The sequence below is a fragment of the Brevundimonas huaxiensis genome, from assembly GCF_014218725.1.
In the GTDB taxonomy this organism is placed as follows: domain Bacteria; phylum Pseudomonadota; class Alphaproteobacteria; order Caulobacterales; family Caulobacteraceae; genus Brevundimonas; species Brevundimonas huaxiensis.
On sequence record NZ_JABBJE010000001.1, the window covers coordinates 707,392 to 731,802 of the forward strand.

The 24,411-nt window shown below is 66.4% G+C and carries 24 protein-coding genes and 3 tRNA genes; 19 read left to right on the plus strand and 8 right to left on the minus strand.

Features of this window, described 5'->3' with window-relative positions; all coding sequences use genetic code 11:
- Positions 1 to 20: 20 nt before the first annotated feature.
- Positions 21 to 97, minus strand: a tRNA-Pro gene (locus HF680_RS03595).
- Between the two features lie 201 nt (positions 98 to 298).
- Here HF680_RS03595 and HF680_RS03600 point away from each other — a divergent pair.
- From HF680_RS03600 to HF680_RS03615, 4 genes are all read left to right on the plus strand, one after another.
- Positions 299 to 372: transfer RNA gene (locus HF680_RS03600), tRNA-Gln, on the plus strand.
- A 125-nt stretch (positions 373 to 497) separates the two neighbouring features.
- Positions 498 to 1,013: a Dps family protein gene (locus HF680_RS03605; RefSeq protein ID WP_045810805.1), complete on the plus strand. Its 516-nt coding sequence runs from the start codon at positions 498 to 500 to the stop codon at positions 1,011 to 1,013.
- A 68-nt stretch (positions 1,014 to 1,081) separates the two neighbouring features.
- On the plus strand, positions 1,082 to 1,444 hold the full coding sequence (locus HF680_RS03610; protein ID WP_231576620.1) for a hypothetical protein: 363 nt from the start codon (positions 1,082 to 1,084) through the stop codon (positions 1,442 to 1,444).
- A gap of 49 nt (positions 1,445 to 1,493) precedes the next feature.
- A tRNA-Leu gene (locus tag HF680_RS03615) sits at positions 1,494 to 1,578 on the plus strand.
- A gap of 121 nt (positions 1,579 to 1,699) precedes the next feature.
- Here the strand turns inward: HF680_RS03615 and HF680_RS03620 are convergent.
- A complete protein-coding gene (locus HF680_RS03620) occupies positions 1,700 to 3,274 on the minus strand; it encodes an amino acid permease (protein WP_185224082.1) in 1,575 nt (524 codons plus the stop codon).
- A gap of 145 nt (positions 3,275 to 3,419) precedes the next feature.
- Between HF680_RS03620 and hrpB the strand changes: the two genes are divergently transcribed.
- A complete protein-coding gene (gene hrpB / locus HF680_RS03625) occupies positions 3,420 to 5,846 on the plus strand; it encodes an ATP-dependent helicase HrpB (RefSeq protein WP_185224083.1) in 2,427 nt (808 codons plus the stop codon).
- A 56-nt stretch (positions 5,847 to 5,902) separates the two neighbouring features.
- On the plus strand, positions 5,903 to 7,180 hold the full coding sequence (locus HF680_RS03630) for an MFS transporter (RefSeq protein ID WP_185224084.1): 1,278 nt from the start codon (positions 5,903 to 5,905) through the stop codon (positions 7,178 to 7,180).
- Here HF680_RS03630 and HF680_RS03635 read toward each other — a convergent pair.
- Genes HF680_RS03635 through HF680_RS03645 form a run of 3 tightly spaced genes read right to left on the minus strand, consistent with a single transcriptional unit; the run spans position 7,177 to position 10,217 of the window.
- Positions 7,177 to 7,974, minus strand: a complete 798-nt coding sequence (locus tag HF680_RS03635) for a TrmH family RNA methyltransferase (RefSeq protein ID WP_045810810.1) — start codon at positions 7,972 to 7,974, stop codon at positions 7,177 to 7,179. The two genes, HF680_RS03630 and HF680_RS03635, sit on opposite strands and share 4 nt — an antisense overlap.
- Positions 7,971 to 8,882 carry a class I SAM-dependent methyltransferase gene (locus HF680_RS03640; protein ID WP_185224085.1) on the minus strand — a complete coding sequence of 304 codons (912 nt, stop codon included), beginning with the start codon at positions 8,880 to 8,882 and terminating at the stop codon, positions 7,971 to 7,973. Before HF680_RS03640 ends, HF680_RS03635 begins: the two co-directional genes overlap by 4 nt.
- Positions 8,883 to 8,900: 18 nt before the next feature.
- Positions 8,901 to 10,217, minus strand: coding sequence for a glycosyltransferase family 2 protein (locus HF680_RS03645; protein ID WP_185224086.1), 1,317 nt, complete (start codon positions 10,215 to 10,217; stop codon positions 8,901 to 8,903).
- 204 nt (positions 10,218 to 10,421) lie between these two features.
- Here HF680_RS03645 and HF680_RS03650 point away from each other — a divergent pair, with 204 nt between their 5' ends.
- From HF680_RS03650 to HF680_RS03665, 4 genes are read left to right on the plus strand one after another with little or no spacing between them, the layout of a single operon-like run.
- Positions 10,422 to 11,051, plus strand: a complete 630-nt coding sequence (locus HF680_RS03650; RefSeq protein ID WP_185224087.1) for a TetR/AcrR family transcriptional regulator — start codon at positions 10,422 to 10,424, stop codon at positions 11,049 to 11,051.
- Positions 11,048 to 11,845 carry an ABC transporter substrate-binding protein gene (locus tag HF680_RS03655; RefSeq protein ID WP_185224088.1) on the plus strand — a complete coding sequence of 266 codons (798 nt, stop codon included), beginning with the start codon at positions 11,048 to 11,050 and terminating at the stop codon, positions 11,843 to 11,845. Before HF680_RS03650 ends, HF680_RS03655 begins: the two co-directional genes overlap by 4 nt.
- On the plus strand, positions 11,842 to 12,831 hold the full coding sequence (locus HF680_RS03660) for a FecCD family ABC transporter permease (protein WP_185224089.1): 990 nt from the start codon (positions 11,842 to 11,844) through the stop codon (positions 12,829 to 12,831). Before HF680_RS03655 ends, HF680_RS03660 begins: the two co-directional genes overlap by 4 nt.
- Entirely contained in the window at positions 12,828 to 13,583 is a 756-nt protein-coding gene (locus HF680_RS03665; RefSeq protein WP_317133983.1) for an ABC transporter ATP-binding protein, read from the plus strand. Before HF680_RS03660 ends, HF680_RS03665 begins: the two co-directional genes overlap by 4 nt.
- Here the strand turns inward: HF680_RS03665 and HF680_RS03670 are convergent.
- On the minus strand, positions 13,577 to 15,637 hold the full coding sequence (locus HF680_RS03670; protein ID WP_185224090.1) for a lytic transglycosylase domain-containing protein: 2,061 nt from the start codon (positions 15,635 to 15,637) through the stop codon (positions 13,577 to 13,579). The genes HF680_RS03665 and HF680_RS03670 overlap by 7 nt on opposite strands.
- Before the next feature lie 125 nt (positions 15,638 to 15,762).
- Here HF680_RS03670 and dapA point away from each other — a divergent pair, with 125 nt between their 5' ends.
- Together dapA and smpB are read left to right on the plus strand one after the other, a co-directional pair.
- The gene (dapA, locus tag HF680_RS03675; protein ID WP_045810816.1) at positions 15,763 to 16,647 is read left to right on the plus strand and encodes a 4-hydroxy-tetrahydrodipicolinate synthase; all 885 of its coding nucleotides are present in this window, start codon (positions 15,763 to 15,765) and stop codon (positions 16,645 to 16,647) included.
- Positions 16,647 to 17,120 (plus strand): SsrA-binding protein SmpB, encoded by a 474-nt coding sequence (gene smpB / locus HF680_RS03680; protein WP_045810817.1) that lies wholly within the window; start codon positions 16,647 to 16,649, stop codon positions 17,118 to 17,120. The genes dapA and smpB overlap by 1 nt, the downstream gene beginning before the upstream one ends.
- A gap of 3 nt (positions 17,121 to 17,123) precedes the next feature.
- Here smpB and HF680_RS03685 read toward each other — a convergent pair whose 3' ends face one another.
- The gene (locus tag HF680_RS03685) at positions 17,124 to 17,762 is read right to left on the minus strand and encodes a uracil-DNA glycosylase (RefSeq protein ID WP_045810818.1); all 639 of its coding nucleotides are present in this window, start codon (positions 17,760 to 17,762) and stop codon (positions 17,124 to 17,126) included.
- Positions 17,759 to 18,295 (minus strand): LabA-like NYN domain-containing protein, encoded by a 537-nt coding sequence (locus HF680_RS03690; protein ID WP_185224091.1) that lies wholly within the window; start codon positions 18,293 to 18,295, stop codon positions 17,759 to 17,761. The genes HF680_RS03685 and HF680_RS03690 overlap by 4 nt, the downstream gene beginning before the upstream one ends.
- Here HF680_RS03690 and folK point away from each other — a divergent pair.
- From folK to acpS, 7 genes are all read left to right on the plus strand, one after another.
- Positions 18,294 to 18,860, plus strand: a complete 567-nt coding sequence (folK, locus tag HF680_RS03695; protein WP_045810820.1) for a 2-amino-4-hydroxy-6-hydroxymethyldihydropteridine diphosphokinase — start codon at positions 18,294 to 18,296, stop codon at positions 18,858 to 18,860. The two genes, HF680_RS03690 and folK, sit on opposite strands and share 2 nt — an antisense overlap.
- A 361-nt stretch (positions 18,861 to 19,221) precedes the next feature.
- Positions 19,222 to 19,581, plus strand: coding sequence for a DNA-directed RNA polymerase subunit omega (gene rpoZ / locus HF680_RS03700; protein WP_017504892.1), 360 nt, complete (start codon positions 19,222 to 19,224; stop codon positions 19,579 to 19,581).
- 134 nt (positions 19,582 to 19,715) lie between these two features.
- Positions 19,716 to 21,875 (plus strand): RelA/SpoT family protein, encoded by a 2,160-nt coding sequence (locus HF680_RS03705; RefSeq protein ID WP_185224321.1) that lies wholly within the window; start codon positions 19,716 to 19,718, stop codon positions 21,873 to 21,875.
- Positions 21,872 to 22,630, plus strand: coding sequence for an LOG family protein (locus HF680_RS03710; protein ID WP_185224092.1), 759 nt, complete (start codon positions 21,872 to 21,874; stop codon positions 22,628 to 22,630). The genes HF680_RS03705 and HF680_RS03710 overlap by 4 nt, the downstream gene beginning before the upstream one ends.
- Positions 22,631 to 22,680: 50 nt before the next feature.
- Positions 22,681 to 23,265, plus strand: coding sequence for an orotate phosphoribosyltransferase (pyrE, locus tag HF680_RS03715; protein ID WP_185224093.1), 585 nt, complete (start codon positions 22,681 to 22,683; stop codon positions 23,263 to 23,265).
- A gap of 4 nt (positions 23,266 to 23,269) precedes the next feature.
- Positions 23,270 to 24,010, plus strand: coding sequence for a pyridoxine 5'-phosphate synthase (locus tag HF680_RS03720; protein WP_185224094.1), 741 nt, complete (start codon positions 23,270 to 23,272; stop codon positions 24,008 to 24,010).
- Positions 24,007 to 24,408, plus strand: a complete 402-nt coding sequence (gene acpS / locus HF680_RS03725; protein ID WP_185224095.1) for a holo-ACP synthase — start codon at positions 24,007 to 24,009, stop codon at positions 24,406 to 24,408. Before HF680_RS03720 ends, acpS begins: the two co-directional genes overlap by 4 nt.
- Positions 24,409 to 24,411: the final 3 nt, after the last annotated feature.

Here is a 24,411-nt window from a genome sequence, read left to right on the forward strand (position 1 = left end):
CGATTTTTCTGAGGAGAAGATGGTCGGAGTGAGAGGATTCGAACCTCCGACCCCTGCGTCCCGAACGCAGTGCTCTACCAGGCTGAGCCACACTCCGACCGTGGGGGCTGGCCTGGCGGCGTCGCCCCGAAGTGAGGACGCGGCTTATAGCCATGGGTTCGATAGGCCGCAAGCGCCCATTTCGACCCATCTTCACGGTAAGCGAAAATAGTCCTGAAAGAGGGTGTTGCATCCCAAAACGGCTTGGCGTATCTGACCGCCTCCGCCGCACAGAGTGCTTCGGAAACGCCGGTCCTGCTGGGGAATGGTGTAATGGTAACACTACGGTTTTTGGTACCGTCATTCTAGGTTCGAGTCCTAGTTCCCCAGCCATCCGCCGAGAAAGGTCGGCACCGCCGAACCACTTCACAGCTTCAGCATTATCATCTGCGCCAGGGCTTCCGTCGGGACGCTCGGCTACCTAGCTTGACCGCAGACTGCTGCTGAGGAGAACGATGATGGTCACCGCCAAAGAAAAGCGCCTGGCGCCCCTGAAGACGCCGACGAGCCTGTCGGAGGAGGCGACCCAGAGCATTTCCGCCGCTCTGACCGGCCTGCTGGCCGATACGTTCGCTCTCTACATCAAGACAAAGAATTTCCACTGGCACGTCTCGGGTCCGCATTTCCGGGACTACCATCTGATGCTGGACGAGCAGTCGGCGGAAATCCTAGCCATGACCGATCCGATGGCCGAGCGGGCGCGCAAGATCGGCGGGACCACCCTGCGCTCCATCGGTCAGATCGCCAAGGAATCACGCATCGCCGACAACGACGCAGACTATGTCGACCCGCTCGATATGCTGGCGGAGCTTCGTGACGACAACGGTGAACTGATCGGCCGGATGCGCGAGGTGCATGACTTGTGCGACGAGCATAACGACGTCGCGACCGCCAGCCTGCTGGAGAACTGGATCGACGAAAGTGAGAAGCGAGTCTGGTTCCTGTTCGAATCGGGTCGTCGCGGCAACGGCTGAGGAACCGCAGCGCTTGCGCCGTCTTATGTATCGTCGATAGTCGATGACGGATGGCGCAGGAGGGGCGTGTGAAGCAGGTTTCGGTGATCTGCGGTTTGGCGATCGTCGGGGTGCTGGCGGCCTCGCCCGCCTCAGCCGATATGTCCAAGGCGTTCGGCAATACGATCGTGTCCCATTATCCGAACGGCCAGTGGGTCCGGCACTATTTCGAGCCGGATGGGCGCTACACCTCACAGTTTTCGGACGGGCGACGTGTGGCGGCCCGCTGGTCGGCCGAGGGCGACAAGATCTGTCTGTCCGGCTTCAGCCCGCGCCAGATCCTGCCACGCTTCTGCAGCCGGATGGTCGAAGCGGATGTCGGCGACAGCTGGCGCGCCCGCGATCCCTTGGGACGCTCCATACGCAACGAACTGGTCGCGGGACGTCGCTGAGGCCTTGCCCTGAGCGGCGTCACCCTCTAGACGCGACCGCCTACCCGATGCGGATGTGGCGGAACTGGTAGACGCACTGGATTTAGGTTCCAGCGCCGAGAGGCGTGGAGGTTCGAGTCCTCTCATCCGCACCAAGACAAAAAAGGCCCCGGATCGCTCCGGGGCCTTTCTCTATTCTTGGCCTATCGCCCTTGCGGGTTATTTGAGGCCGATAGCTGGGCCTGCCGCGATTGGTGCGACAGGCCCGGTTTGGTCTTAGCGGATCGGCGGCACGGGCGGCGGCGGAACGTCACCATCCGTTTCGTGAACCTCGACCACACCGCGACCCAGGTGGCTCTTGCGGTAGCCGTAGGCGAAGTAGATCAGCAGGCCGATCCCGCCCCAGATCGGCAACACCATCTTGGCGTCGTGCGGCAGGTTCCAGAACAGGAAGGCGCAGCCGAACGCCGACAGGGGCGCGAACACCCAGATCAGCGGCGTGCGGAACGGACGGCGACGGTTCGGATCCTTGACCCGCAGCACCAGCACCGCGATCGACACCATGAAGAAGGCGAACAGGGTTCCCGAGTTCGAGATGTCGGCCAGCTGACCGACCGGGAACAGGGCGCCGGCGATGGCGACCGCGATGCCGGTGGCGGCGGTCACGATATAGGGCGTCTTCCACTTGGGGTGGATCTTGGTCAGGCCTTCGGGCAGCAGGCCGTCGCGCGCCATCACGAAGAAGATGCGGGTCTGACCAAAGATCATCATCAGGATGACCGAGGGCAGGGCCAGGAGGGCGGCGGTGCCCAGGGCGTTGCCGATCTGGGGGTGACCGACGACGCGCAGAACGTGGGCCAGGGCCTCGTTAGAGCAGACCAGCATTTCTGCGTTGGCGGGCAGGGCGCAGGCGGCCACGAAGGCGGGCGAGCCCGGCTGTACCGCTTCACCGGCGGCGCCCAGAACCGGCTGAGCGCCGATAGCGCCGGCGGCGCCGAGCGCAACCAGCAGATAGAAGATCGTGCAGATGGCCAGCGAACCAATGAGGCCGATGGGCACGTTGCGCTGCGGATTCTTGGTTTCCTCGGCCGCCGTCGAAACGGCGTCAAAGCCGACATAGGCGAAGAAGATCGAGGCTGCGGCGCCGACGATGCCCATGCCCGAATATTGGCCGAACAGGCCATTTGGAGCGAACGGCGACAGGTTCGCCGACTTGATGACGGGCAGGGTGATGACGATGAAGACCGTCAGGGCGATGACCTTGATCGCGACCAGGATCGCGTTGACGCGAGCCGATTCCGTGGTGCCGACCATCAGCAGAGCCGTCACCAGCAGGGCCACGACGATGGCGGGGATGTTGACGATCCCGGCCGAGAAGTCAGGCGTGGGGATGAAGCCGTTCATCGACCAGGTCGGCCCGGCGGATAGAAGATCAGGGAAGTCGAATCCGAGCCCCTGTTCTATCAGCCCGAGCACATAGCCCGACCAACCGACCGACACGGCCGAGGCCGCCACGGCGTATTCCAGGATCAGCGCCCAGCCGACCGTCCAAGCCAGCAGTTCGCCCATCACGGCGTAGGTGTAGGTGTAGGCCGAGCCCGAAACCGGCGCCATCGACGCCAGTTCGGAGTAGCAGAGCGCCGCGACCGCGCAGACCGCGCCGGCGATGACGAAGCTGATCATCATGCCCGGTCCGGCCTTTTGGGCGGCCGAAGCAGTCAGGACGAAGATCCCGGTGCCGATGATGGCCCCGATCCCCAGAAGCGTCAGTTGAATAGGACCAAGCGACCGGTGAAGCGACTTCTTCTCGGCCGTGGCAAGGATCGCGTCGAGCGACTTAACGCGCCACATAAAATACCCCCACGTTTTAATGCAGCCCCTCGGCTGCTTGGGGCGGACGCTAGCGACGGATGAGGCGGCGCGCAACGCGCATGACGGGGTGGTTAAGGCGCGACGACGCTTTCGTGATCGCCCATCGGCAGGCTAGAGGCGACGCATGCTGCCCATCCACGCCGTTCTGGAACCGCTGAAAGTCGCGCTGAGCGCGGGCAATACAGCCGTGCTGGCGGCGCCGCCGGGGGCGGGCAAGACGACGGTTGTGCCGCTGGCCCTGCTGGATCAGCCCTGGCTGAAGGGCAAGGTGCTGGTGCTGGAACCGCGACGCCTGGCCGCACGGGCGGCGGCCGACCGGATGGCTGCGACCCTGGGCGAACAGCCGGGGGGGACGGTGGGCTATCGTACCCGGCTGCAAAGCCGGATCGGTCCGACCACACGGATCGAGGTAATCACCGAGGGCGTCTTCACGCGCATGATCCTGGACGACCCGGGGCTGGAGGGCGTTGGCGCGGTCCTGTTCGACGAGTTCCACGAACGCAGCCTGGACGCCGATCTCGGGCTGGCTTTGGCGAGAGATACGCAAGGGCTGCTGCGTGAGGATCTGCGGCTGCTGGTCATGTCGGCGACGCTGGATGTGGTCGGGGTCTCGCGCCTGCTCGACGGCGCGCCGGTGATCGAGGCCGAAGGACGGACCTGGCCGGTCGAAACCCGGTATCTGGGCCGCAACCCATCCGAACGGTTTGAAGAGACTGTGGCGCGGGCCTGTCTGACCGCCTTGGGCGAGGAGACGGGGTCGGTGCTGGTCTTCTTGCCAGGGCAGGGCGAAATCCATCGGGTGGCCAGACTGGTGAATGAGCGACTGCGGCTGCCGAACGTCGATGTCGTGCCCCTGTACGGCGGACTGGACCGGGCCGAACAGGACCGGGCCATCGAACCGGCGGCGCCGGGGCGGCGCAAACTGGTGCTGGCGACCTCGGTTGCAGAAACCAGTCTCACCATCGAAGGCGTGCGGGTGGTGATCGACGGCGGACTGTCGCGCGTGCCGCGGTTCGAACCCTCCAGCGGCCTGACCCGGTTGGCGACGGTCAAGGTCAGCCGATCTTCCGCCGAACAAAGACGCGGCCGGGCCGGGCGCGCCGAGCCGGGCGTCTGCTACCGCTTGTGGGATGAGGAACAGACGCGCGGGCTGGTCCCGCATCAGCGGCCGGAAATCCAGGAGGCGGACCTGACCGGACTGGCCCTGGACCTGGCGCGTTGGGGCGCACGCTCGGTCGAGGGGCTGGCCCTGCTCGACCCGCCGCCGGCCGGGGCGATGGCCGAGGCGCGCAAGGTGCTGACGCGGTTAGGGGCGCTGGATGCCGATGGCGGACTGTCGAAACACGGGCTGAGGCTGACGAAGATCCCGCTGTCGCCTCGGCTGGCCCATATGGTCGCCGTGGCGTCCGACGCCGGCGACGCGATGACGGGCGCACGGATCGCGGCGGTCTTGAGCGAGCCGGGTCTGGGCGGATCGAGCATCGATCTGGCGGATCGCCTGATCGGGCTGGAGCGCGATCGGACTCAGAGAGCGCGCGATTCGATCAAGCTGGCGGAGCGCTGGGCGCGCGCGGCGGGCGGCGGATCGGGTCGGACGATCGATCCGGGACTGCTGCTGGCCGAGGCCTTTCCCGAGCGGATCGCAAGGGCGCGGGGCAAGGCGGGTGAATACCTTCTCGCCAGCGGAAGAGGGGCTGTGCTGGAGGCGACCGACCATCTGGCGCGTCAGCTCTGGGTGGCGATCGCCGAACTCGGCGGCGGCGACACGCGCGACCGGGTGCGACTGGCGGCGGCGCTGGAGGCGGACCGGATCGACAGCGATCTGGCGCGCCTGATCTCAACGGAAGACCGGCTCGTGCGCGAACCGTCGGGGCGGTCGGTGATCCGACGCTCGCGACGCATCGGGGCCATCGTGCTGGACGAAAAGATCGTCGGCGCGCCGGATGCGAAGATCCTGAGCGCCGCCCTTCGGGCCGAGATCGAGGCGGATGGGCTGGGCGCCTTGAAATGGGGCGAGCAGGCGTCGGGACTGCGCGCCCGTCTGGCCTTCCTGCACGCGCACGACCCAGCTTGGCCTGATGTGTCGGACAATTCTCTGCTGGCCGCGCGTGAGGACTGGCTGTGGCCTTTGCTGGACGGGGCCAAGTCGCTGGAAGGGCTAGCTGACGGTCGTCTGGCCGAGGCTCTGCGTGGACTGATCCCTTGGGACCTACAGCGGCGGCTGGACGAACTGGCGCCCCCGCGTCTGATCACGCCGTTGGGCTCGGCGGCCATTGATTATGCCGCCGAGGGCGGACCGCGCGTGGATATTCGCGTGCAGGAACTGTTCGGCGTCACGACGCATCCGACTGTCGGCGGCGTGCCGTTGACCCTGGCGCTGTTGTCGCCGGCGCGACGGCCGGTGCAGGTCACCAAGGACCTGCCGCGCTTCTGGTCCGGCTCATGGGCGGCGGTGCGTGCGGAGATGCGCGGCCGCTATCCCCGTCATCCGTGGCCGGAAAACCCGGCCGAGGCGCAGGCGACGAACCGGGTCAAACCGCGCGGGACTTGATCGCCTTGACGCGGCGGGAAGGAAACGGGCATCGCTGGGACAACCGGGAGAAGAAGATGTCCGATGTCCTGCCGAAGAACTCCACCGGCCGTGTGCTGTTCGCCAGCCTGATCGGCACGACGATCGAGTTCTTCGACTTCTACATCTACGCCACGGCGGCCGTGCTGGTGTTCCCGACGCTGTTCTTCCCTGGCGAGGATCCGGGGACGGCGTTGCTGTCCTCGTTCGCCACCTTCTCCATCGCCTTCTTCGCGCGGCCCATCGGCGCCCTGGCCTTCGGACATTTTGGGGACCGGGTGGGACGCAAGGCGACGCTGGTCGCGGCGTTGATGACGATGGGCCTGTCCACGGTGGCCATCGGTCTGTTGCCGACGCACCAGCAGGTCGGCCTGCTGGCGCCCCTGCTGCTGGCCCTGTGCCGGTTTGGTCAGGGGCTGGGTCTGGGCGGCGAGTGGGGAGGGGCGGTGTTGCTGGCGACCGAGAATGCGCCGCCCGGAAAGAAGGCCTGGTTCGGCATGTTCCCCCAACTGGGCGCGCCCATCGGCTTCATCCTGTCCACCACATCCTTCATCGTCCTGACGTCGACGATGAGCGAGACCGCGTTCGAGGGCTGGGGCTGGCGCATTCCGTTTCTGGCCAGCGCCGTGCTGGTGTTCGTCGGCCTGTGGGTGCGGCTGAAGATCACCGAGACGCCCGAGTTTCAGAAGGCGGTGGACCGCGACGAGCGCGTCAAGGCGCCGGCCATCACCTTGTTCGCCCATCACAAGGCGGCGCTGGTTCTGGGCACCTTCAGCGGCGTGACGACCTTCACCCTGTTCTATCTGATGACTGTCTTCGCCCTGGGCTGGGCGACGACGGGAATGGGGCTGGCGCGGGCCGATGTCCTGCCCATCCAGCTGATCGGCGTGCTGTTCTTCGCCGCCTTCATCCCGGTGACGGCCTTGCTGGCGGATCGATACGGGCAGGTCAGGGTGCTGATCGCCTCTTCGGTCGGGATCGGCCTGTTCGGCTTTCTGTTCGCACCGCTGTTCGGGGGCGGTCTCAGCGGCCTGCTGATCTTCTTTGCGCTGGGGTTCGCCCTGATGGGCTGCACCTATGGGCCCATCGGCGCGGCCATGGCGCGGCCGTTCCCGACAGCGGTGCGCTATACCGGTGCGTCGATGGCCTTCAATCTGGCGGGCATACTGGGGGCGTCGCTGGCGCCCTTTGTCGCGCTGAAGCTGGCCGAGCGGTTCGGGCCGGCGGCCGTCGGCGGTTATCTAACGATTTCGGCCCTGATCACCATCGCCGCCCTGTGGGGCATGGGGCGGGTGGCGCCGGAGGAACAGCGCTAGGCTTCGTCCGTCGCGGCATAGACCATAATGCCGGTGGCGATGGCCAGGTTCAGGCTGTCGGCTCGGCCGCGCATCGGGATCTTGACGTTGACGTCGCAGGCGGCGGCCAGGGCGTCTGTCAGGCCAGCCTGTTCATTGCCCATCAGGATCAGCGACGGCCGTTGCATGACGGCCGAGCGGTGACTGACCTTGGCGTCCAGTCGTGTGCCGACGACGCTGCCGGGCCAGGTCTTGCGCCAGGTCAGGAAGGCTTCGGGCGTCGTCTTGGTGATCGAGACGGCGAAGACCGAGCCCATCGTCGCGCGCACGGCCTCGACCGAATAGGGATCGACGCAGTCGCCGATCAGGATGACGCCGCCGCAACCGGCCGCGTCGGCCGTGCGGATGATGGTGCCCAGGTTGCCGGGATCGCGCACCTGCTCCAGCGCCACCCAGCAGGGCGCCGAGGCGGGGTTCAGGCTGTCGAGAGGCGCATAGGCCTGTTCGAACACGCCCAAGACCGTCTGCGGATTGTCGCGGCGGCTGATCTTTTCGAGGATGGCGTGGGTGACGACGATGATATCGCCGCCGGCTTTAAGTGTGGCCGCCTTGGCGCGGTCCAGCAACGGATGAGGCCGGGCGTCCTCGCCGACCAGCAGCATCCGGGGCGCGCGCCCCTGGTCAAGCGCCTCGCCGATGAACTTCAAACCCTCAGCCAGGAAGGTGCCGGTCAGGTCGCGTTCCTTGCGCATATGCAGGGCGCGGACGCCCTTGACCGTGTCGTTGGTCAGGGAGGTGATGACGCGTTCGCTCATCGGCTCCACCGCGCGAAGAAGGACAGGCCGATGGCGCGGGCGTCCGGGCCGTCTTCGGACAGGGCCAGTTCGCCCCAGTCGATCCAGCCGCCGCGATCCTGGGTCGCCTCCACCATCAGATGCGCCAGGGACAGTCCTGACACACGGGCCGCATAGGCGTTCAGCAGCAGGAAGTCGGCATCGTCTGACAATAGCGCGGCGCAATCCTTCAGCAGGCCCGGCATGTCCTCAAACAGGCGCCAGACTTCCCCCGTGGGGCCGCGCCCGTATTTGGGCGGATCCAGAATGACGCCATCATATTTCGAGCCGCGACGAACTTCGCGCGCGACATATTTGCGGGCGTCCTCGACAATCCAACGGATTGGATGCTGGGCCAGGCCCGACTGTTCGGCGTTCTCGCGGGCGTAGGCGACCGACTTTTTGGAGGCGTCGACGTGGGTGACCTCTGCACCCGCGGCGGCCGCGGCCAGACTGGCGACGCCGGTATAGCCGAACAGGTTCAGGATCTTCGGCGCACGGCCGGCCGAACCTGTAAAGTCCCGCACGCGCCCGTCCAGCCATTCCCAGTTGGCCGCCTGTTCAGGGAAGAAGGCGAGGTGGCGGAAGGGGGTGAAACGGCCGGTGAACTTCACGTCGCGCCATTTCAAAGGGAAGGCGTCGATGGGGCCGTACTTGTCGAACCGCCAGCGACCGCTGTCTTCTTCCTCCTGCTGCGGATCAAAGGTCGCCGTGGCGTTTTCGAAGGCTTTCGGATCGCGGGGCGACCAGAAACACTGCGGCTCGGGCCGGACGACGGTGTAGCGGCCATAGCGTTCCAGCTTCTTGCCGTCGCCGCTGTCCAGCAGGGCATAGTCGGACCAGCCGGAGGTCACGAGGGTTTCGGGAGTTTTAGAAAGGACGGGCGCCATCGTCGGGCTGATAGGCGCTCAGGCCGCCTCGCGTCCAGCGTCCAGCGCCACGACGGTCAATTCCGGCATCTGATCGTCGCGATCGTGCGGGGTCTTGTCCCAGACGTGCGGTTCGACCGCGAGCCGCCAGGCCGCATGGACGAAGGCCAGGCTGAGCAACGCCCAATAGGCTGGCGCAGCCAGCACATCGCCCAGCCGGTAATCGAGCCCGGCGCGTCGCGCCCCGGCCGCACAGCTCATCCAGGCGACGATGACGCCCAGCGCCAGCACGCCCAGTGAGCCTCCGGGCAGGGGCGGCAGGACGCCGGAAAGCGCCCAGACGGCGATGGCTAGCGCCAGCCAGGCCAGCGTCGGGGCATGGGCGGCCGCCGACACGATCGCCGCGCCCAAGGTCATGATCAGCGACAAGCTTCCGCGCCGTCCCAGGGCGTTCGGACGCCGCGTGTGCACGCCCCAGGTCTGCATATAACCCTTCAGCCAACGGGTGCGCTGGGGCAGCCATCGGTCCATCGCACCCGGCGGCGTCTCCCACGTCGGACTGTCGATGACGCCGAGCTTCCAGCCGAGCGACCACAGGCGAAAGCCCAGGTCCGCGTCCTCGGTGACATTGTGCGCGTCCCAGCCGCCGGCGCCTCGCAGCGCCGTCATGCGGATGTGATTGCTGGTGCCGCCAAGCGGAAAAGGCAGGCCCAATCGCGCCATACCCGGCAGGGTCACTTCGAACAGCGCCGCATATTCGAAAGCGAACTGCCGATCCAGGAACCAGGAGCCAGGCTTTGCAGATGCTCGAATACGCAGCGGCGCCTGGAGACAACCCAATCGCGGTTGTGCGACGAAGCGCGCCGCCGCCTGACGGAGTTGTTGCGGATGCGGTCGATCCTCTGCGTCATAGATGGTGACCAGATCGCCCCGCGCATGACCCAAGGCATAGTTCAAGGCACGCGGCTTGGTCTGGGGGCTGCCCGGCGGCGCGATCAGTATCTTCAGCCACGGCGGTTTTGGCGTCGCCTGGGCTACCACCAGGGTGGCCTCGTCATGCGCCTCCAGCACGATGAAGGCCTCCAGCCTGTGCGCCGGATAGTCGATCCGGCTGAGGTTGGCGATCAGTTGCGGCGTCACCGCCGCCTCATCGTAAAGCGCCGCCAGAATGGTGTAGCGCGGCCATTCGATCGGACGCGGGACGGGCGCGGGGCGGCGCAGGCTGGCGATGCCGATGACGGCCTTCCACAACGCGCACACGACGAAGGCGGCTTGGAACAACACCAAGGCGACGTCGAAAGCGGTTTCCGGCCAGCGGATCAGCGCCACGACGGAAGTCAGGGTGAGCAGGATCAAAATCGTGACCTGAAAACCGCTCGGCGTGCGTCGTGAGGCGCCGTTTCGGCGGGGTCTGATCCCTGGATGCGCCCAATCCTTCACCGCATCCGCCCCCAAAGCGCCACAACCCATAATCGCTATTTGAAACAACCGCGTTCGGCAAGTCGATTGGCGTCCGGGACGGATTGTCGCTATTCAGGGCGCCTCACCCGGAGCAGCGGCTTGTCTCAACCCTCGAACGCCTCGCGCACGACCCGAAAGCCCAAGGGCGAAGGCCATTCGCGGCGAGGCGAAATCCTGGCGGCGGCCGAGCGCATCTTCGTCGAGCACGGCTATGAAGGCGCGACGATTCGCAAGATCGCGGACGAGGTCGGGTTGTCGTCGACGGCGCTCTATATGCATTTCCCGGACAAGGGCGCGATCCTGCAGGAAATCTGCCGTGACGCCTTCGCCCGTTTGATCGCGTCAAACGCCGTCGTCGCCGATGAGGCCGCACCGCCAGATCAGCGCCTGCGGCGGATGATCGAGGGGTATATCGACTTCGGTTTCGCTCATCCCAACGCCTATCGCCTGATCTATCTGACCCGGCCGGTCGAGGCGCGAGAGGGCGCCCAGGACGCGGCGCGCGAGTTGGGCTCCAGCCTGTTCACCACATTGGAAGCGACCGTCGGGGATGCCGTGACGGCCGGACGCATGAAGGGCGATCCCGCAACGATCGCCCAGGCGATCTGGGCTGCGGCGCATGGGATCGTGTCTCTGATGATCACCAAGCCCTATTTTCCTTGGTCCGATCGGCAGGCGCTGGTTCGCACGACCTTGGACGCCCTGTTCGCCGGTCTGATCGAACGATGAGGCGTATCTGCGTCGCCTTGGCGGCTCTGGCGTTCAGCAGCACGGCTCAGGCCAGGCCCTTGCGGATCATGGCGCTGGACCAGTGCGCCGACCAATATGTACTGGCTCTAGCGCCGGATGCGGACATCGCACTATCGCCGCGCGCCGACGATCCTGACGCCTGGCTGCGTCAGCAGGCGGTCGGTCACAAGCGTTTGCGTCCGACGCTTGAGGCCGCCGTGGGTTTTCAGCCTGACGTCGTGGTGCGCTATTGGGGCGGCGAACCGCGCCTGCTGGCAGCGCTGGCGCAGCGCGGGGTCAAGGTGGCCACGATCGATGACGCGGTCAACCTAGAGGGCGTGCGCCGGAACATCCAAACCGTCGCGCGCGATCTGGATCAAATTCAGCGCGGGCAGGCGTTAGAGCAACGGATGGACGCCAAGCTGACGAAGGCGGCGCCGGTGAAGCGCACGGCTGAGGCGCCGGGGGCCGTGTATCTGACATCGGGGGGCTTCACCGCGGGGCCAGGCACGCTGATCGATGCAATGATGCGGGCGGCCGGATTTCGCAATCTCACAGCCGCGCCCGGTTTTGGCGCTCTCAGCGTCGAGCGGATCGCGATGAATCCTCCGGTGCGATTTGTGCTCGGCTTCTTCGATCAGCTGCGCGCCGACCTGCGCGGACCGGGGCGGCATCCGGTTGTCGCGCGAGCGGCCGAGGGTCGAACGGCGGCGCGCCTGCCCGCCGCGACCTTGACCTGCCCGGCCTGGTTCGCAGCCGACGCGGTTGAGATGATGGCCAAGGGGCGGCCGTGAACAGAACGGTTCGGCTGTGCCTGGTTCTGATCGGATTGATCGTCGCGGCGCTGGCCCTGGCGGTGCTGGCCGGTGAGACGGCGTTCAACGTCGATCAGTATGCGGCGGCCTTCAGCGATCCGATATCCGGTCCGGCCGAGGTGCTGTGGCAGGTGCGGGCGCCGCGCGCGGTCTGCGCCCTGGTCGTCGGCGCCGCCCTGGGTTTGGCGGGAGCAGTGATGCAGGGGCTGTTGCGCAATCCGCTGGCCGATCCCGGCGTGCTGGGCGTGTCGGCCACCGCGGCCCTGGGCGCGGCGCTGGCCATCGTCCTTGGCGCTGCGGCCGTGCCGGGACTGGTCGAGGTGTCAGCCTTGGCGGGCGCGGCGCTGGCGGGCGGACTGCTGATCGCGGCGTCCAGGGCCATGCGGGCGCCTGAGGCCCTGATCCTGTTCGGCGTGGCCCTCTCCAGTTTCGCTGGCGCGGCGACGGCCTTGATCTTCAACCTGTCGCCGTCGCCGATCGCCTCGGCCGAGGTTATGTCCTGGCTGCTGGGATCGGTGCAGAACCGAAGCTGGGTCGATGTGGCCTGGGTGACGCCGGCCGTGATCGTCTCGGGCGTCTTTGCTGCCTTGTCGGGCGCCGGTCTGCGGATGCTGACCCTGGGCGACGAGGGTGCGGCGGCCTCGGGCTTGAATATGGGGCGGTTGAGGGCCTTCGCCCTGATCGCGGCGGCCTTGGCCACAGGGGCGGCGGTGGCGGTGGCGGGCGTGATCGGGTTTGTGGGCCTGACCGCGCCGCATCTGGTGCGCGCGGCGGTGCGCGGTGATGCAAAACAAATCCTGGCGCCCTCGGCGCTGGCCGGCGGGCTGATGCTGATCGTCGCGGACCTGTTGGCGCGACTGACGCCGACGGATCAGGAACTGAAGCTGGGCGTGTTCACCGCCCTGATCGGCGCGCCCCTGTTCGCCCTGATCGCCTGGCGGGCGGCGCGGGAGTGGCGGCTGTGAGCTTGCTGTCGCTGGAGACGGTTCAGGCGCGGCTGGGTAAGGCCGTCGTGCTGGATGGGGTAAGCCTGTCGGTCGCGGCGGGCGAGGTCGTGGCCCTGTGCGGACCAAACGGGGCGGGCAAGAGCAGCGCCATCCGCGCGGCTGTGGGCCTGCTGGAGACGACCGGCGGACAAATCAGGTTGGGCGGCGCGGACATCGTCGATCTATCCCATCGCCAGCGGGCGGAACGCGTCGCCTATCTGCCGCAGGAACGGCGCATCGCCTGGAACCTGCCGGCGATAGAAATAGCGGCGCTCGGCGCGCCGTTCCTGTCAAGCGCGGATGCGCTGGCGCGCGCGCGAGCCGCTCTGGACGAAGTCGGCGCCGGTCACCTGGCGGACCGCGGCGTTGCGGAGATGTCGGGCGGCGAGCGTGCGCGGGTTCTGCTGGCGCGAGCCCTTGTCGTCGATGCGCCGCTGCTTTTGGCCGACGAGCCGATCGCGGGGCTGGACCCAGATGCGCAGCGTCTGGTGCTGGAGCGCCTGAGAGCGCGCGCTGACGACGGGGCAGGGGTGATGGTCAGCCTTCACGACCTGACCTTGGCTGCAACCGTGGCAGATCGTATCATTGTGCTGAAGCAGGGCCGGGTGGTCGCTGACGCCGCTCCGATCCAGGCCCTGTCGCCCGCCGTCCTGCGCGAGGTCTTCGGACTGAACGGCGCGTGGATGGATGGGCCGCACGGGCCGCTGCTGGCGGCCCGCCGGGCTCAATAGGCGATATAGGGCCGCGCGCCCGCCGCCGATCCGCGCGAGATGTCGGCCGAGGGCGTCAGCGGGGCCGTGCCGCCGTTCAGGCGGGCCTTGTAGACCGCCATGTTTTCCATCACCCGCATCATGTAGTTGCGCGTCTCGGTGAAGGGCGCGCACTCGATGAAGTCGATGGTCTTGATCGCATCGCCGCGCGGGTCGCCGCAACGGGCGATCCACTGGCTTGGGCGCGCCGGCCCGGCGTTGTAACCGACCGTCGCCAGCAGCATTGAGCCGTTGTTCGCGGCCATCAGCTCGCCCAGGTGATAGCTGCCCAAGGTCATGTTGTAGTCAGGATCCCACAACTGCTCGGCGGAATAGCTCATGCCCAGACGCCGGGCGACGCCAGAGGCGGTGGACGGCAGGAACTGCATCATGCCGCGCGCATCGGCGCCGGAGCGGGCGCGGGGATCGAAGCTGGATTCCTGGCGTGTGATCGCTTGAGTGAACTCCAGCGGGGCAGCGCCAGCGACCTGGGGCGGGACGCGGACGGGATACATACGCTCGGGCATGACGAAGCCGCGCTGGCTGGCCGCGCGGCCCACCATCATGGCGGTGAAACCCTCGCCATAGCCGCGCGACAGGTCCATCAGCAGGGCCAGATCGTTGATGGTCGGCAAATCGTTGTCGAGCTGATAGGCGAAGACGCGCAGCAGGCTCGTCTCGCCCGTCTCGCCCAGGATGCGCGTGGCTCGTACGATCTCATTGCCTTCGAAACGGGCGATGTCCGCCTGTGAAGGCACAGGCTCGCCCGGCAGCTGAAGCGTGGTCATGCCCGCCTTCTCGGCCGCCAGTTGGCCGTAGAAGGTCTGCCAATGCTGGGCGCCGTTGCGATAGTAGGCGAGGGCGGCGTCGCGTTCGCCGCGGGCCTCGGCGGCGCGACCTAGCCAGTAGAAGGCGCGGCCCTGAGTGATCGGCGTGGACGAGGCCGTGCGCAGGGCTTCGAAATGGCGGGCGGCGACCTCGGGCTGGTTCAGCTTGGTCAGGGCGACCCAGCCGGCGAAGAATTCGGCGTCCACCATCCGGTCGCCCGAAGTGAAGCCGTGGCCGTTCATGGCGTCATAGGCTGCGCGCCAGTTGCCCTGTTGCAGGGCGTCGAGGAAGTAGTTGCGGCGCTCGCTCCACAGAGTGTTGTCGCCGGTCGTATGGCCCGGCGCCGGCGGCAGATTGGCCAGCAGCGCAAAGCCTTCCGATTGGCGATTTTGCGATCGCAGAAGGCGAACACGCTCCAACACGACCGCCGGATCGGCCGCCTGGGCCGGCGTCAGATTGGCGATGACGGCGTCGGGGCTGTAAGCCGAACGAAGGGTCATCACCGTGTTCGCGATGGCGGCGCGATCAGGCGAAACCAGATTGATCATGCTGCGCGTCGCCGGTCCGTGCGGACCGAGCAGCAGCATGTTCAGCCGCGCCTCGTGATCGGCGGGCGTCAGCCAGGAACCCCATTGACTGAGGATGCGCGACTGCGGTGCGTCGTCGAACGAGCGGGTGCGCCACCAGTCGCGGACCAGGGCGCGCGCCTCATCCTGGCGGCCGCGCTGCTGCAGCGCGGAGGCGTAGGCGATAGTCCCCTCGACCGTCGTCGGCTTGCCGTCGGACATCAGGGCCAGGGCCGCGTCCGCGCCCATGCCGGAGCGGTCCAGCACCTTTTCGGCGGCGGCCCGTCTTGATTCGCCGCGCGGCCATCCCGCCAGTTCGGACTGACCGCGCGCGAGGTCCGAGTAGGATAGCTGCTCGCCCGAGGTGTCGATCAGCGCCCATTCGACCAGTTTCCGAGCCGAGGCGTCCCTAATCTGCGACATGGCGGATTGGGCGCCGAACACGTCGCGCGCACGGGCCGCCGCCAGCCCCTGACGAAACAGCGCCGTGTCCTGATCATTCAGCACGCGACCCTGATAGGTCGCTGAATAGCCGGGCACGGACGAAGACGCCGAGGCATAGGGCACAGGCTGGGTGGGCAGGGCGTCCTGCGGATTCGGCGCAAGGACGGCGAGGGCCGCCGCCAGACTGGTCGCGATCATGATCTGTCCTGTTCCCATTCAATCCCGGTTGCGGCGGAGCCGCTGGCGACCTAACGTCCCGCGCTCATTGCAAAGGCGATGAACATTCGTCCATCGTCACTCCCCACGCAGGCCAGCTTAGTCTCATGAACGCCCCCTTGTTCAAGGGCGTGATCACCGCCCTGATCACACCACTTCGTGACGGAAACGTGGACGAAGCCGCATTCGCCAAACTGCTCGAGCGTCAGATCGCCGCAGGGGTCCACGGCGTCGTCCCGATGGGCACGACGGGCGAGGGCGCCAGCATGGATCTGGATGAGCACAAACACGTCATCGAGCTGTGCGTGCGTCTGACGGCCGGGCGCGTCGCTGTCATCGCCGGCACCGGATCTCCCTATACCAAGGAAGCCATCGATTTGACCCGCCACGCCAAGACGGTGGGCGCGGACGGGGCGCTGATCGTGACGCCCTATTATATTCGTCCGTCCCAGGCGGGCATGGCGGCGCATTTCGAGGCGGTCGCTGACGCCGTGCAACTGCCCATCCTGCTGTACAATGTGCCGGGCCGGACGGGGTCCGATCTGTCCAATGAGACCGTGGCGAGGCTGGCGGCCCACCCGAACATCGTCGGCATCAAGGACGCCACGGGCGACATGAGCCGCGTCAGCTGGATGCGCGCGAACATCGATGGCCAGTTCGACCTGATCTCGGGCGACGACCCCAGCTATCTCGGCTACCACGCCCATGGCGGCGTCGGCCTGATCTCGGTGGCGTCCAATGTCGCGCCAGAGGCCATGGTCGCCTTGCACAATGCGATGACCGCCGGCGATTACGCGACGGCGCGCGACTGGCAGGACCGGCTGATTAGTTTGTGCAAGGCGCTGTTCCTGGACAACTCGCCCGCGCCGACGAAATACGCCTTGGCCAAGCTTGGCTTATGCAACGAGGAGGCGCGTCTGCCGCTGTCGCCGACCTCCGATGCGGTCAAACCCTTGATTGACGGCGCCATGGCGGCGGCGGGCGTCATCTGATGGCGCCCAAGCCGCAATCGAAGTCCAAGGTCATCGCCGAAAATCGCCGCGCGCGGTTCGACTATTTCCTGGAAGACAATATCGAGGCCGGGATCCAGCTGCTGGGCACCGAGATCAAGGCGCTGCGTGACGGCCGGGCCAATATCGCCGAAAGCTATGCATCCGTTGAAGGGCGCGAGATTGTGCTGATCAACGCCGACATCCCGCCGTACAAACAGGCGAACCGCTTCAACCACGAGCCGCGCCGACCGCGTAAACTGCTGCTGCACAGAAAGCAGATCGACAAGTTGATGGGCGCGGTCCAGCGCGACGGCCAGACAATCATTCCGCTGAAGCTCTATCTGAACGATGCGGGCAAGGCGAAGCTGGAGATCGCGTTGGCCAAGGGCAAGAAGCTGCACGACAAGCGCGAAGCCTCGGCCGAACGTGACTGGCAGCGCGACAAGGCCCGCCTGATGCGCGACAAGGGCTGAGGCTCAGGCCTCGATCAGGGTTCGTGCGCGCGCGAAGATGTCCTCGAACATCTGCGGCGTCAGGCGACCGGTGTTCGTGTTCAGTCGAGAGCAGTGATAGCTGTTCAGAATGACGTAGCCGCCGGCTTTGCCCTGCGCCCCGTGACCCGCCGGCATTGCTGACGCAGGCCGTCCGAACGCTTTCAGGATGTTGCGGCGCGAGACGTCGCCCAAGGTCACGACCACCTTCAGGTTGGGCAGCAGCTTGAGCCTGTCGATCAGGAAGGGACGGCAGGTCGTCTCCTCGATCGGCAGAGGCTTGTTGCCGGGTGGCGCGCACCGGACCGCATTGGTGATCATGCAGTCCGTCAGCGTCAGGTCATCGTCGCCATTACGATCGTAATGGCCTTGCGCAAAGCCGGCCTTCTTCAGGGTGTCGTACAGCAACCAGCCGGCGTGATCGCCGGTGAAGGGCCGTCCCGTCCGGTTTGCGCCGGTCCGGCCAGGCGCGAGACCGGCGATCAGCAGACGCGCGTTCGGATCGCCGAACGAGGCGGCCGGCCCGTTCCACCAGTCTGGATTCTGGCGCGCATTCTCCTGACGATAGGCGACCAGGCGCGGGCATAGGGGGCAGTCGCGGGGCGGTTCGGGCGTCAGGGTCATTGGGCGGCCTTCGGGCGACCGAAGTCGGTCATTAGATCGTTCAGGTCCAGGAAGGCGTCGGCCTGACGACGCAGTTCGTCGGCGATATGAGGCGGCTGCGTCTTCTGGGTCGAGATGACAGTGACCCGCACGCCCCTGGCCTGGACCACCTGAACCACCCGCCGGAAGTCGCCGTCGCCGGAGAACAGCACCGCATGGTCGATGTGCGGAGCCAGCTCCAGCATGTCCACCGCGATCTCGATGTCCATATTGCCCTTGATCCGGCTATGGCCGCTAGTGTCCGTGAACCGCTTCACCGGCTTGGTGACGACCGAAAAGCCGTTGTAGTCGAGCCAGTCCACCAGCGGCTTCACCGGCGAGAATTCTTCGCCCTCGACCACGGCCGTATAGTAGTATGCGCGGGTCAGGATGGACCTCTCGCGGAACCAGTCCAGCATCCGCCGGAAGTCCATGTCGTGCTGCAGGGCGCGGGCGGCGGAGTAGAGGTTCGAGCCGTCGATGAAGATCGCCAGCCGGTCGGTGGGATGAAACATGGTCGAAGCCGTCGAAAGAGATGAAAAATCGGATCGCGCGGTCGCCGTCGGAATCGATGACGGGGTCGACCTGAATGATGCAGTCATCGTGGCCCTGGGCTGCAATGACAAGGGGGCATGGTCGTCCTGCACTGAAGCGCTGGAGGCGGCGATCGCGCGTTTTCGCAGCGAAGGCATTGATGTCGTCGCACGCTCGTCTTGGTGGTCTTCTCAAGCTTGGCCCGATCCGCACGATCCCGCCTTCCTGAATGGCGTGGTCATCGTCCGCACAGAACACGATCCCCATGCCCTGATGGCGGCGCTCGGCCGGATCGAGGACGCGTTCGGCCGCGAGCGGTCGGTTCGCAATGCGCCGCGGACGCTCGATCTGGACCTGATCGCCTACGGACGATTGAGCGGTGATCTGCAGGGGTTGATCCTGCCCCATCCCCGCGCGGCCGAGCGGCGGTTTGTCATGGGGCCCCTCGCCGAAATCGCGCCGGATTGGGTGCATCCCACGACGCATCAAAGGGCTGCGGCGCTCGTCGTGTCTGCCAAGGTGGGGACGGACGCCCATGCGGTCTAGCCGACGGCGGATTGAGCTAGCGCTAATTCAGACGCGATTGGCCGCGCCGTTAGGATTGGCGATCGCAGTCGCCGCAGTAGCAGTTCTGATCTGCATTTTCGTAGTGCTGATAAAGCCCAATCCTGCTCGCTTCGATCCATGGAGCAGCATCCATACTGATGACCCCAGTGTTTATTGCAGAACGTATGGCGAGGGCGGGACGGTCTGCTCCCAGGTTCCTGAAGGCGTCCGAAACTTCAGAGAACGGCAAGCCACGGTCCCGCGAAGTGCGCCTTGACGCCCAACTTCCGCCCCTGTGGCGTTGCAAAAAGCCGTCCTCATCTGTATTTGACGCGGTTCTCCCCCGCGTTCGAGGAATTTCATGGCCCGCGTCACCGTCGAAGACTGCATCGAGAAGGTTCCGAACCGCTTTGGTCTGGTGCTGATGGCTGGCCACCGCGCCCGCAGCATCGCCAACGGCGCCGCCCTGACGATCGACCGCGACAACGACAAGAACCCTGTCGTGGCTCTGCGCGAAATCGCCGACGACACCGTCGTGCCGGACGAACTGCGCGAGACCATCATCACCACGCTGCAACGCGTCGATGAGCGCACGGAAGCCGAGGACGAGGCCGAAACGGTCGCCTTGCTGGCCTCGCCGCAGCACATGAACATGGCCGAGGCGGAACTGATCCGCGCCCTGCAAAGCGACCGCGACGGCGGTCAGGAGGAGCGGTACTGACGCCCGAGGGAGCCCCTGGCGTCACTATCCTGCCGGCGCGGACCGAGACGGTTCCGCCGGCGCCCCAAGCTGCAAACAAAAACGACCCTCAGACGGCGCTCGTCGACCCGGCGCCGCAGCCCAAGCGCGCGCCGATCCTGCGTCAGTTCGAGCTGATCGAGGCCGTTAAGGCCTATGACCCTACCGCCGACGAAGCGCTTCTGAACCGCGCCTACGTCTATGCGATGAAGATGCACGGCTCGCAGTTGCGCGCCTCGGGCGATCCCTATTTTGCCCACCCGATTCAGGTCGCGGGGATCCTGACCGATTACAAGCTCGACACCGCCACCATCGTCACCGCCCTGTTGCACGACGTGGTCGAGGACACGACCGCGACGCGCGACGACATCGCCGGCATGTTCGGCGAAGAGGTCGCGGTCCTGGTCGAGGGCGTGACGAAGCTGTCGCGGCTGGAGCTTCAGGCCGAACACACGCGCCAGGCCGAGAACCTGCGCAAGTTCATCCTGGCCATCAGCCGGGACGTACGGGTGCTGCTGGTCAAGCTGGCTGACCGGCTGCACAATATGCGCACGCTCCAGTTCGTGAAGCCGGAGAAGCGCGAGCGGATCAGCCGCGAGACGCTGGAAGTCTATGCGCCCCTGGGTCGGTCGATCGGTATCCACTCGATCGCGTCCGAGCTGGAAGAACTGGCCTTCACCCATCTGAACCCAACGGCCAAGACCGCTATCGAGCGACGGCTGGAGGCGTTGAAGCTGGAGCACGGTCGCGCCATCGACGGCGTGGCGAGCGAGGTCGAGCGCGTCCTGTCGGAAGCGGGCCTGAAGGCCAATGTCTATGGCCGGCAGAAGACGCCCTATTCGATCTGGCGCAAACTGCAGCGTAAGTCGGTCGGTTTTTCGTCCCTGTCGGACATCTACGGCTTCCGCGTCATCGTCGAGGCGGAGGACGACTGCTATCGTGCCCTGGGTGTGATCCACCGCGAATGGCCGATGGTGCCCGAGCGGTTCAAGGATTTCATCTCGACGCCCAAGTCGAACAACTATCGCTCGCTGCACACCACCGTCGTCGGCCCCCGGGGCCTGCGCATCGAGATGCAGATCCGCACCGAGGACATGGACCGGATTGCCGAGGATGGGGTCGCCGCCCACTGGCGCTACAAGAACCATTCCTATGGCTTCGACCGTGAGGCGATGGAGCAGGGCGGCGGACGTGACCCGCTTCAGAACCTGCGCCACCTGGTTCAGGTGATCGAGCACGGCGAGGGCGGCGAAGACTGGGTCGAGCACGCCAAGCTCGAAATGTACCTGGACCAGGTCTTCGTCTTCACGCCGAAGGGGCAACTGGTCACCTTGCCGCGCGGGGGAATGCCTCTGGACTTCGCCTATGCCGTCCACACCGAGGTCGGGGATACGGCCGTCGGGGTCAAGGTCAACGGTGAGCTGAAGCCCATGCGGACGCCGCTCCAGAACGGCGACGTGGTCGAGATCATCCGTGGCTCCAAGCGTGAAGTGCCTGCTGACTGGCGCAGCCTGACGGTTACGGGCCGCGCGCGCTCCGCCATTCGCCGCCATATCCGCACCTCCGAGCGCGAAGAGTTCATCAAGCTGGGCCGCGTCGCGCTGGAGCAAACCCTGGGCCGGGTCGATAAGACCCTGACCGACGTGTCGCTGAAGCCGGTGCTGGAGTTGCTGGCAGTCGCGAGCGACGACGACCTGTTCGAAGGCCTGGGACGCGGGCGGTTGTCGCCGACGACGGCGGCCGAAATCCTGTTCCCCGCGCTGAAGGGACGGCTGAAGGCCGGGCCCGAGAAGCAGCGCATCGAGGGCGAGAAGGCGCGGCTGTTCGTGCGCGGCGGCGGGCTGACTCCCGGCGTGTCGGTACACTTCGGTCAATGCTGCACGCCCGTTCCGGGCGACCGGATCGTGGGCATTCTGGAGCCCGAATCTGGCCTGACCGTCCACACCATCGATTGCCAGACCCTGGCCGCCTTCGCCGATGACGATTCGGTGTGGCATGACCTGCAATGGACGCCTCAGGCCGAAACGGACGCGGTCGCCGCGGCCCGCATTCGCGCGACGATCCGCAATGCGCCAGGCGTGCTGGGTCAGGTCACGACCCTGATCGGCGAGGCCGGCGGCAATATCATCAACCTGTCGATGGCGCATCGTCAGCAGGACTTCTTCGACGTGGACGTGGATGTCGAGGTCGAAGACGCCAAGCATGCCACCACGATCATGGCGGCGCTGAGGGCTAATCCGTCGGTCGATTCAGTCGAGCGCGCGCGGGGCGAATGAGCGATTCGATAAAGCCGAACGCGGCGCAGATGGCCTCGCCGTCCTATCGCATGGCGGCGATGGATCAGGACTTCCTGCTGGGCGATTCGATGCGCGGCGTGCGGTTCCTGATGGAATACGCCAAGCCCGAGGAGGCGTTGAGGGCCTGGGGCGTGCGCTCGACCCTCGTCGTTTTCGGCAGCGCGCGCATCCGCGAAGGGCATCGCTGGTATGACGAGGCTCGCGCCTTTGGTCGGCTGGCGTCCGAGCGGGGCGGAGCCTTGCGAGGTCGCGTCGGCGAGCCCCGCGACAATGTCATCGCCACCGGCGGCGGTCCGGGCATCATGGAAGCCGCCAATCGCGGGGCCGTGGACGCGGGCGCGCCGTCCGTGGGCTTCAACATCACCCTGCCGCATGAGCAGGAACCGAACGCCTATTCGACGCCTGAGCTGACGTTCCGCTTCCACTATTTCGCGATGCGGAAGATGCATCTGGCGATGCGCGCCAATGCGCTGGTGGTGTTTCCCGGTGGGTTCGGAACCTTCGACGAAATGTTCGAGATGCTGACCTTGCGCCAGACGGGCAAGGCCCCGCCGGTTCCTGTCGTTCTGGTGGACAAGGCCTACTGGACCTCGGTCATCGGTTTCGACGCCCTGGTCGAACATGGAATGATCGCGGCCTCCGACCTGGACCTGATCGGTTTCGCCGAGGACGCGGAAGGCGTCTGGGCCGAACTGCTCGCGCGCGGGCTGCGGCCGAACGAAAACATTGAATGAAGCGTCGCCGCAGGGTTCATCCGCGCGCGGTCCGGGTCTAGAACCCTGTCATGAACACTGAAGACGTCCTCAACGAGTTTCGCGACGCCGGCGCCCTGCGCGAAGGCCATTTCGTCCTGTCGTCGGGCCTGCACAGCCCGGTTTTCCTGCAGAAGAATCTGGTCTTCATGGACGGCGCGCGATGCGAGCGCCTGTGCAAGGCGCTGGCGGACAAGATCACCGCCACGGTCGGCGCGGTCGATGTCGCCATCTCGCCGGCCGTGGGCGGCATCATCCCTGGTTACGAGACGGCCAAACACCTGAAGGTCCGTTCGATGTATGTCGAGCGCGAGGGTGGTGCGTTCAAACTGCGGCGCGGGTTCTCGGTCGAGCCCGGCGAGAAGGTCGTCATGGTCGAGGACATCGTCACGACCGGCCTGTCGTCGCGCGAATGCATCGCCGCCATCCAGGCCGCCGGGGGCGAGGTGATCGCCGCCGCCTGTATCGTCGATCGCTCGGGCGGCAAGGCGGATGTGGGTGTGCCGCTGATCGCCCTGGCGTCGTTGGACGTGCCCGCTTATCCGGCCGACGCCCTTCCTCCGGAGTTGGCTGCGCTTCCGGTAGAAGATCCCGGCAGCCGCAGATTGTCGAAGTAGAGCCATGCGCGAACGGGTCAGGCTGGGCGTCAACATCGACCACGTCGCCACGGTGCGAAATGCGCGGGGAGGGACGCATCCCGATCCGGCGCGAGCGGCCGAGGCGGCGCTGGCGGCTGGGGCCGACGGAATCACCGCCCACCTGCGCGAAGACCGCCGCCACATCACCGACGCCGACATCGATGTGTTGAGCGCCCTGTGCGCCCGCGCCGGCAAGCCGCTGAACCTGGAAATGGCAGTGACGGACGAGATGCTGGCCATCGCCCTGCGCCACCGGCCGCATGCCGCCTGTCTGGTGCCCGAGCGGCGCGAGGAGGTTACGACCGAAGGCGGTCTGGCGGTCGCCGGTCACGAAGGGCGGATTGCGCCTGTGGTCAGGGCGCTGGCGGACGCCGGCATCCGGGTCTCGCTGTTCATCGAACCGTCCGAAGCGCAGGTCGAGGCCGCCGCCGCCGTCGGCGCCCAAGTGGTCGAATTCCACACCGGTCGGTACTGCCATCTGACCGATCCGGCGGAGCGGGAGGTCGAGTTCGAACGCCTCGCTGCCGCCGCCGCCCAGGCCGACAACCTGGGGCTTGAGGTCCATGCGGGCCACGGTCTGGATTACGACACGGCGCCGCGCATGCTGGCGATCCCGGAAATCCGCGAGCTGAACATCGGCCATTTTTTGATCGGCGACTCGATCTTCATCGGTCTGGACGGGGCGATCCGTCGGATGCGGGCCGCGATGGATGCGGCCAAATGATCATCGGCGTCGGCGCAGATTTGTCTGACATCCGACGCATTCAAGCTTCGCTGGATCGGTTTGGGGATCGCTTCAAGACCCGCTGCTTCACCGAACTGGAACGCACCCGCTCGGACCGGAAGCCCGACCCGGCTTGGAGCTACGCCAAACGGTTCGCCGCCAAGGAAGCCTGCGCCAAGGCCCTGGGCACGGGAATGCGGGCCGATGTCTATTGGCGCGACATGGGGGTGGTGAATCTGCGTTCCGGCCAGCCGACGATGGCGCTGACCGGCCATGCGGCCGAGCATCTGGTGCGTCTGACGCCACCCGGACACGAGGCGAAAATCCACCTGACGCTGAGCGACGAACATCCGTATGCGCTCGCCTTCGTGGTGATCGAAGCCTTGCCGCAGTCGTAATCA

What these genes read in the sequence shown, in the direction of transcription:
- rpoZ (WP_017504892.1), top strand. Translation starts at nt 19,222, where the DNA reads ATGGCCCGCGTCACCGTCGAAGACTGCATCGAGAAGGTTCCGAACCGC.
- HF680_RS03605 (WP_045810805.1), top strand. Translation starts at nt 498, where the DNA reads ATGGTCACCGCCAAAGAAAAGCGCCTGGCGCCCCTGAAGACGCCGACG.
- HF680_RS03690 (WP_185224091.1), bottom strand. Translation starts at nt 18,295, where the DNA reads ATGTTTCATCCCACCGACCGGCTGGCGATCTTCATCGACGGCTCGAAC.
- dapA (WP_045810816.1), top strand. Translation starts at nt 15,763, where the DNA reads ATGAACGCCCCCTTGTTCAAGGGCGTGATCACCGCCCTGATCACACCA.
- HF680_RS03640 (WP_185224085.1), bottom strand. Translation starts at nt 8,882, where the DNA reads ATGGCGCCCGTCCTTTCTAAAACTCCCGAAACCCTCGTGACCTCCGGC.
- hrpB (WP_185224083.1), top strand. Translation starts at nt 3,420, where the DNA reads ATGCTGCCCATCCACGCCGTTCTGGAACCGCTGAAAGTCGCGCTGAGC.
- HF680_RS03710 (WP_185224092.1), top strand. Translation starts at nt 21,872, where the DNA reads ATGAGCGATTCGATAAAGCCGAACGCGGCGCAGATGGCCTCGCCGTCC.
- smpB (WP_045810817.1), top strand. Translation starts at nt 16,647, where the DNA reads ATGGCGCCCAAGCCGCAATCGAAGTCCAAGGTCATCGCCGAAAATCGC.
- HF680_RS03655 (WP_185224088.1), top strand. Translation starts at nt 11,048, where the DNA reads ATGAGGCGTATCTGCGTCGCCTTGGCGGCTCTGGCGTTCAGCAGCACG.
- folK (WP_045810820.1), top strand. Translation starts at nt 18,294, where the DNA reads ATGGTCGAAGCCGTCGAAAGAGATGAAAAATCGGATCGCGCGGTCGCC.
- HF680_RS03720 (WP_185224094.1), top strand. Translation starts at nt 23,270, where the DNA reads ATGCGCGAACGGGTCAGGCTGGGCGTCAACATCGACCACGTCGCCACG.
- HF680_RS03670 (WP_185224090.1), bottom strand. Translation starts at nt 15,637, where the DNA reads ATGATCGCGACCAGTCTGGCGGCGGCCCTCGCCGTCCTTGCGCCGAAT.
- HF680_RS03685 (WP_045810818.1), bottom strand. Translation starts at nt 17,762, where the DNA reads ATGACCCTGACGCCCGAACCGCCCCGCGACTGCCCCCTATGCCCGCGC.
- HF680_RS03635 (WP_045810810.1), bottom strand. Translation starts at nt 7,974, where the DNA reads ATGAGCGAACGCGTCATCACCTCCCTGACCAACGACACGGTCAAGGGC.
- pyrE (WP_185224093.1), top strand. Translation starts at nt 22,681, where the DNA reads ATGAACACTGAAGACGTCCTCAACGAGTTTCGCGACGCCGGCGCCCTG.
- HF680_RS03630 (WP_185224084.1), top strand. Translation starts at nt 5,903, where the DNA reads ATGTCCGATGTCCTGCCGAAGAACTCCACCGGCCGTGTGCTGTTCGCC.
- acpS (WP_185224095.1), top strand. Translation starts at nt 24,007, where the DNA reads ATGATCATCGGCGTCGGCGCAGATTTGTCTGACATCCGACGCATTCAA.
- HF680_RS03620 (WP_185224082.1), bottom strand. Translation starts at nt 3,274, where the DNA reads ATGTGGCGCGTTAAGTCGCTCGACGCGATCCTTGCCACGGCCGAGAAG.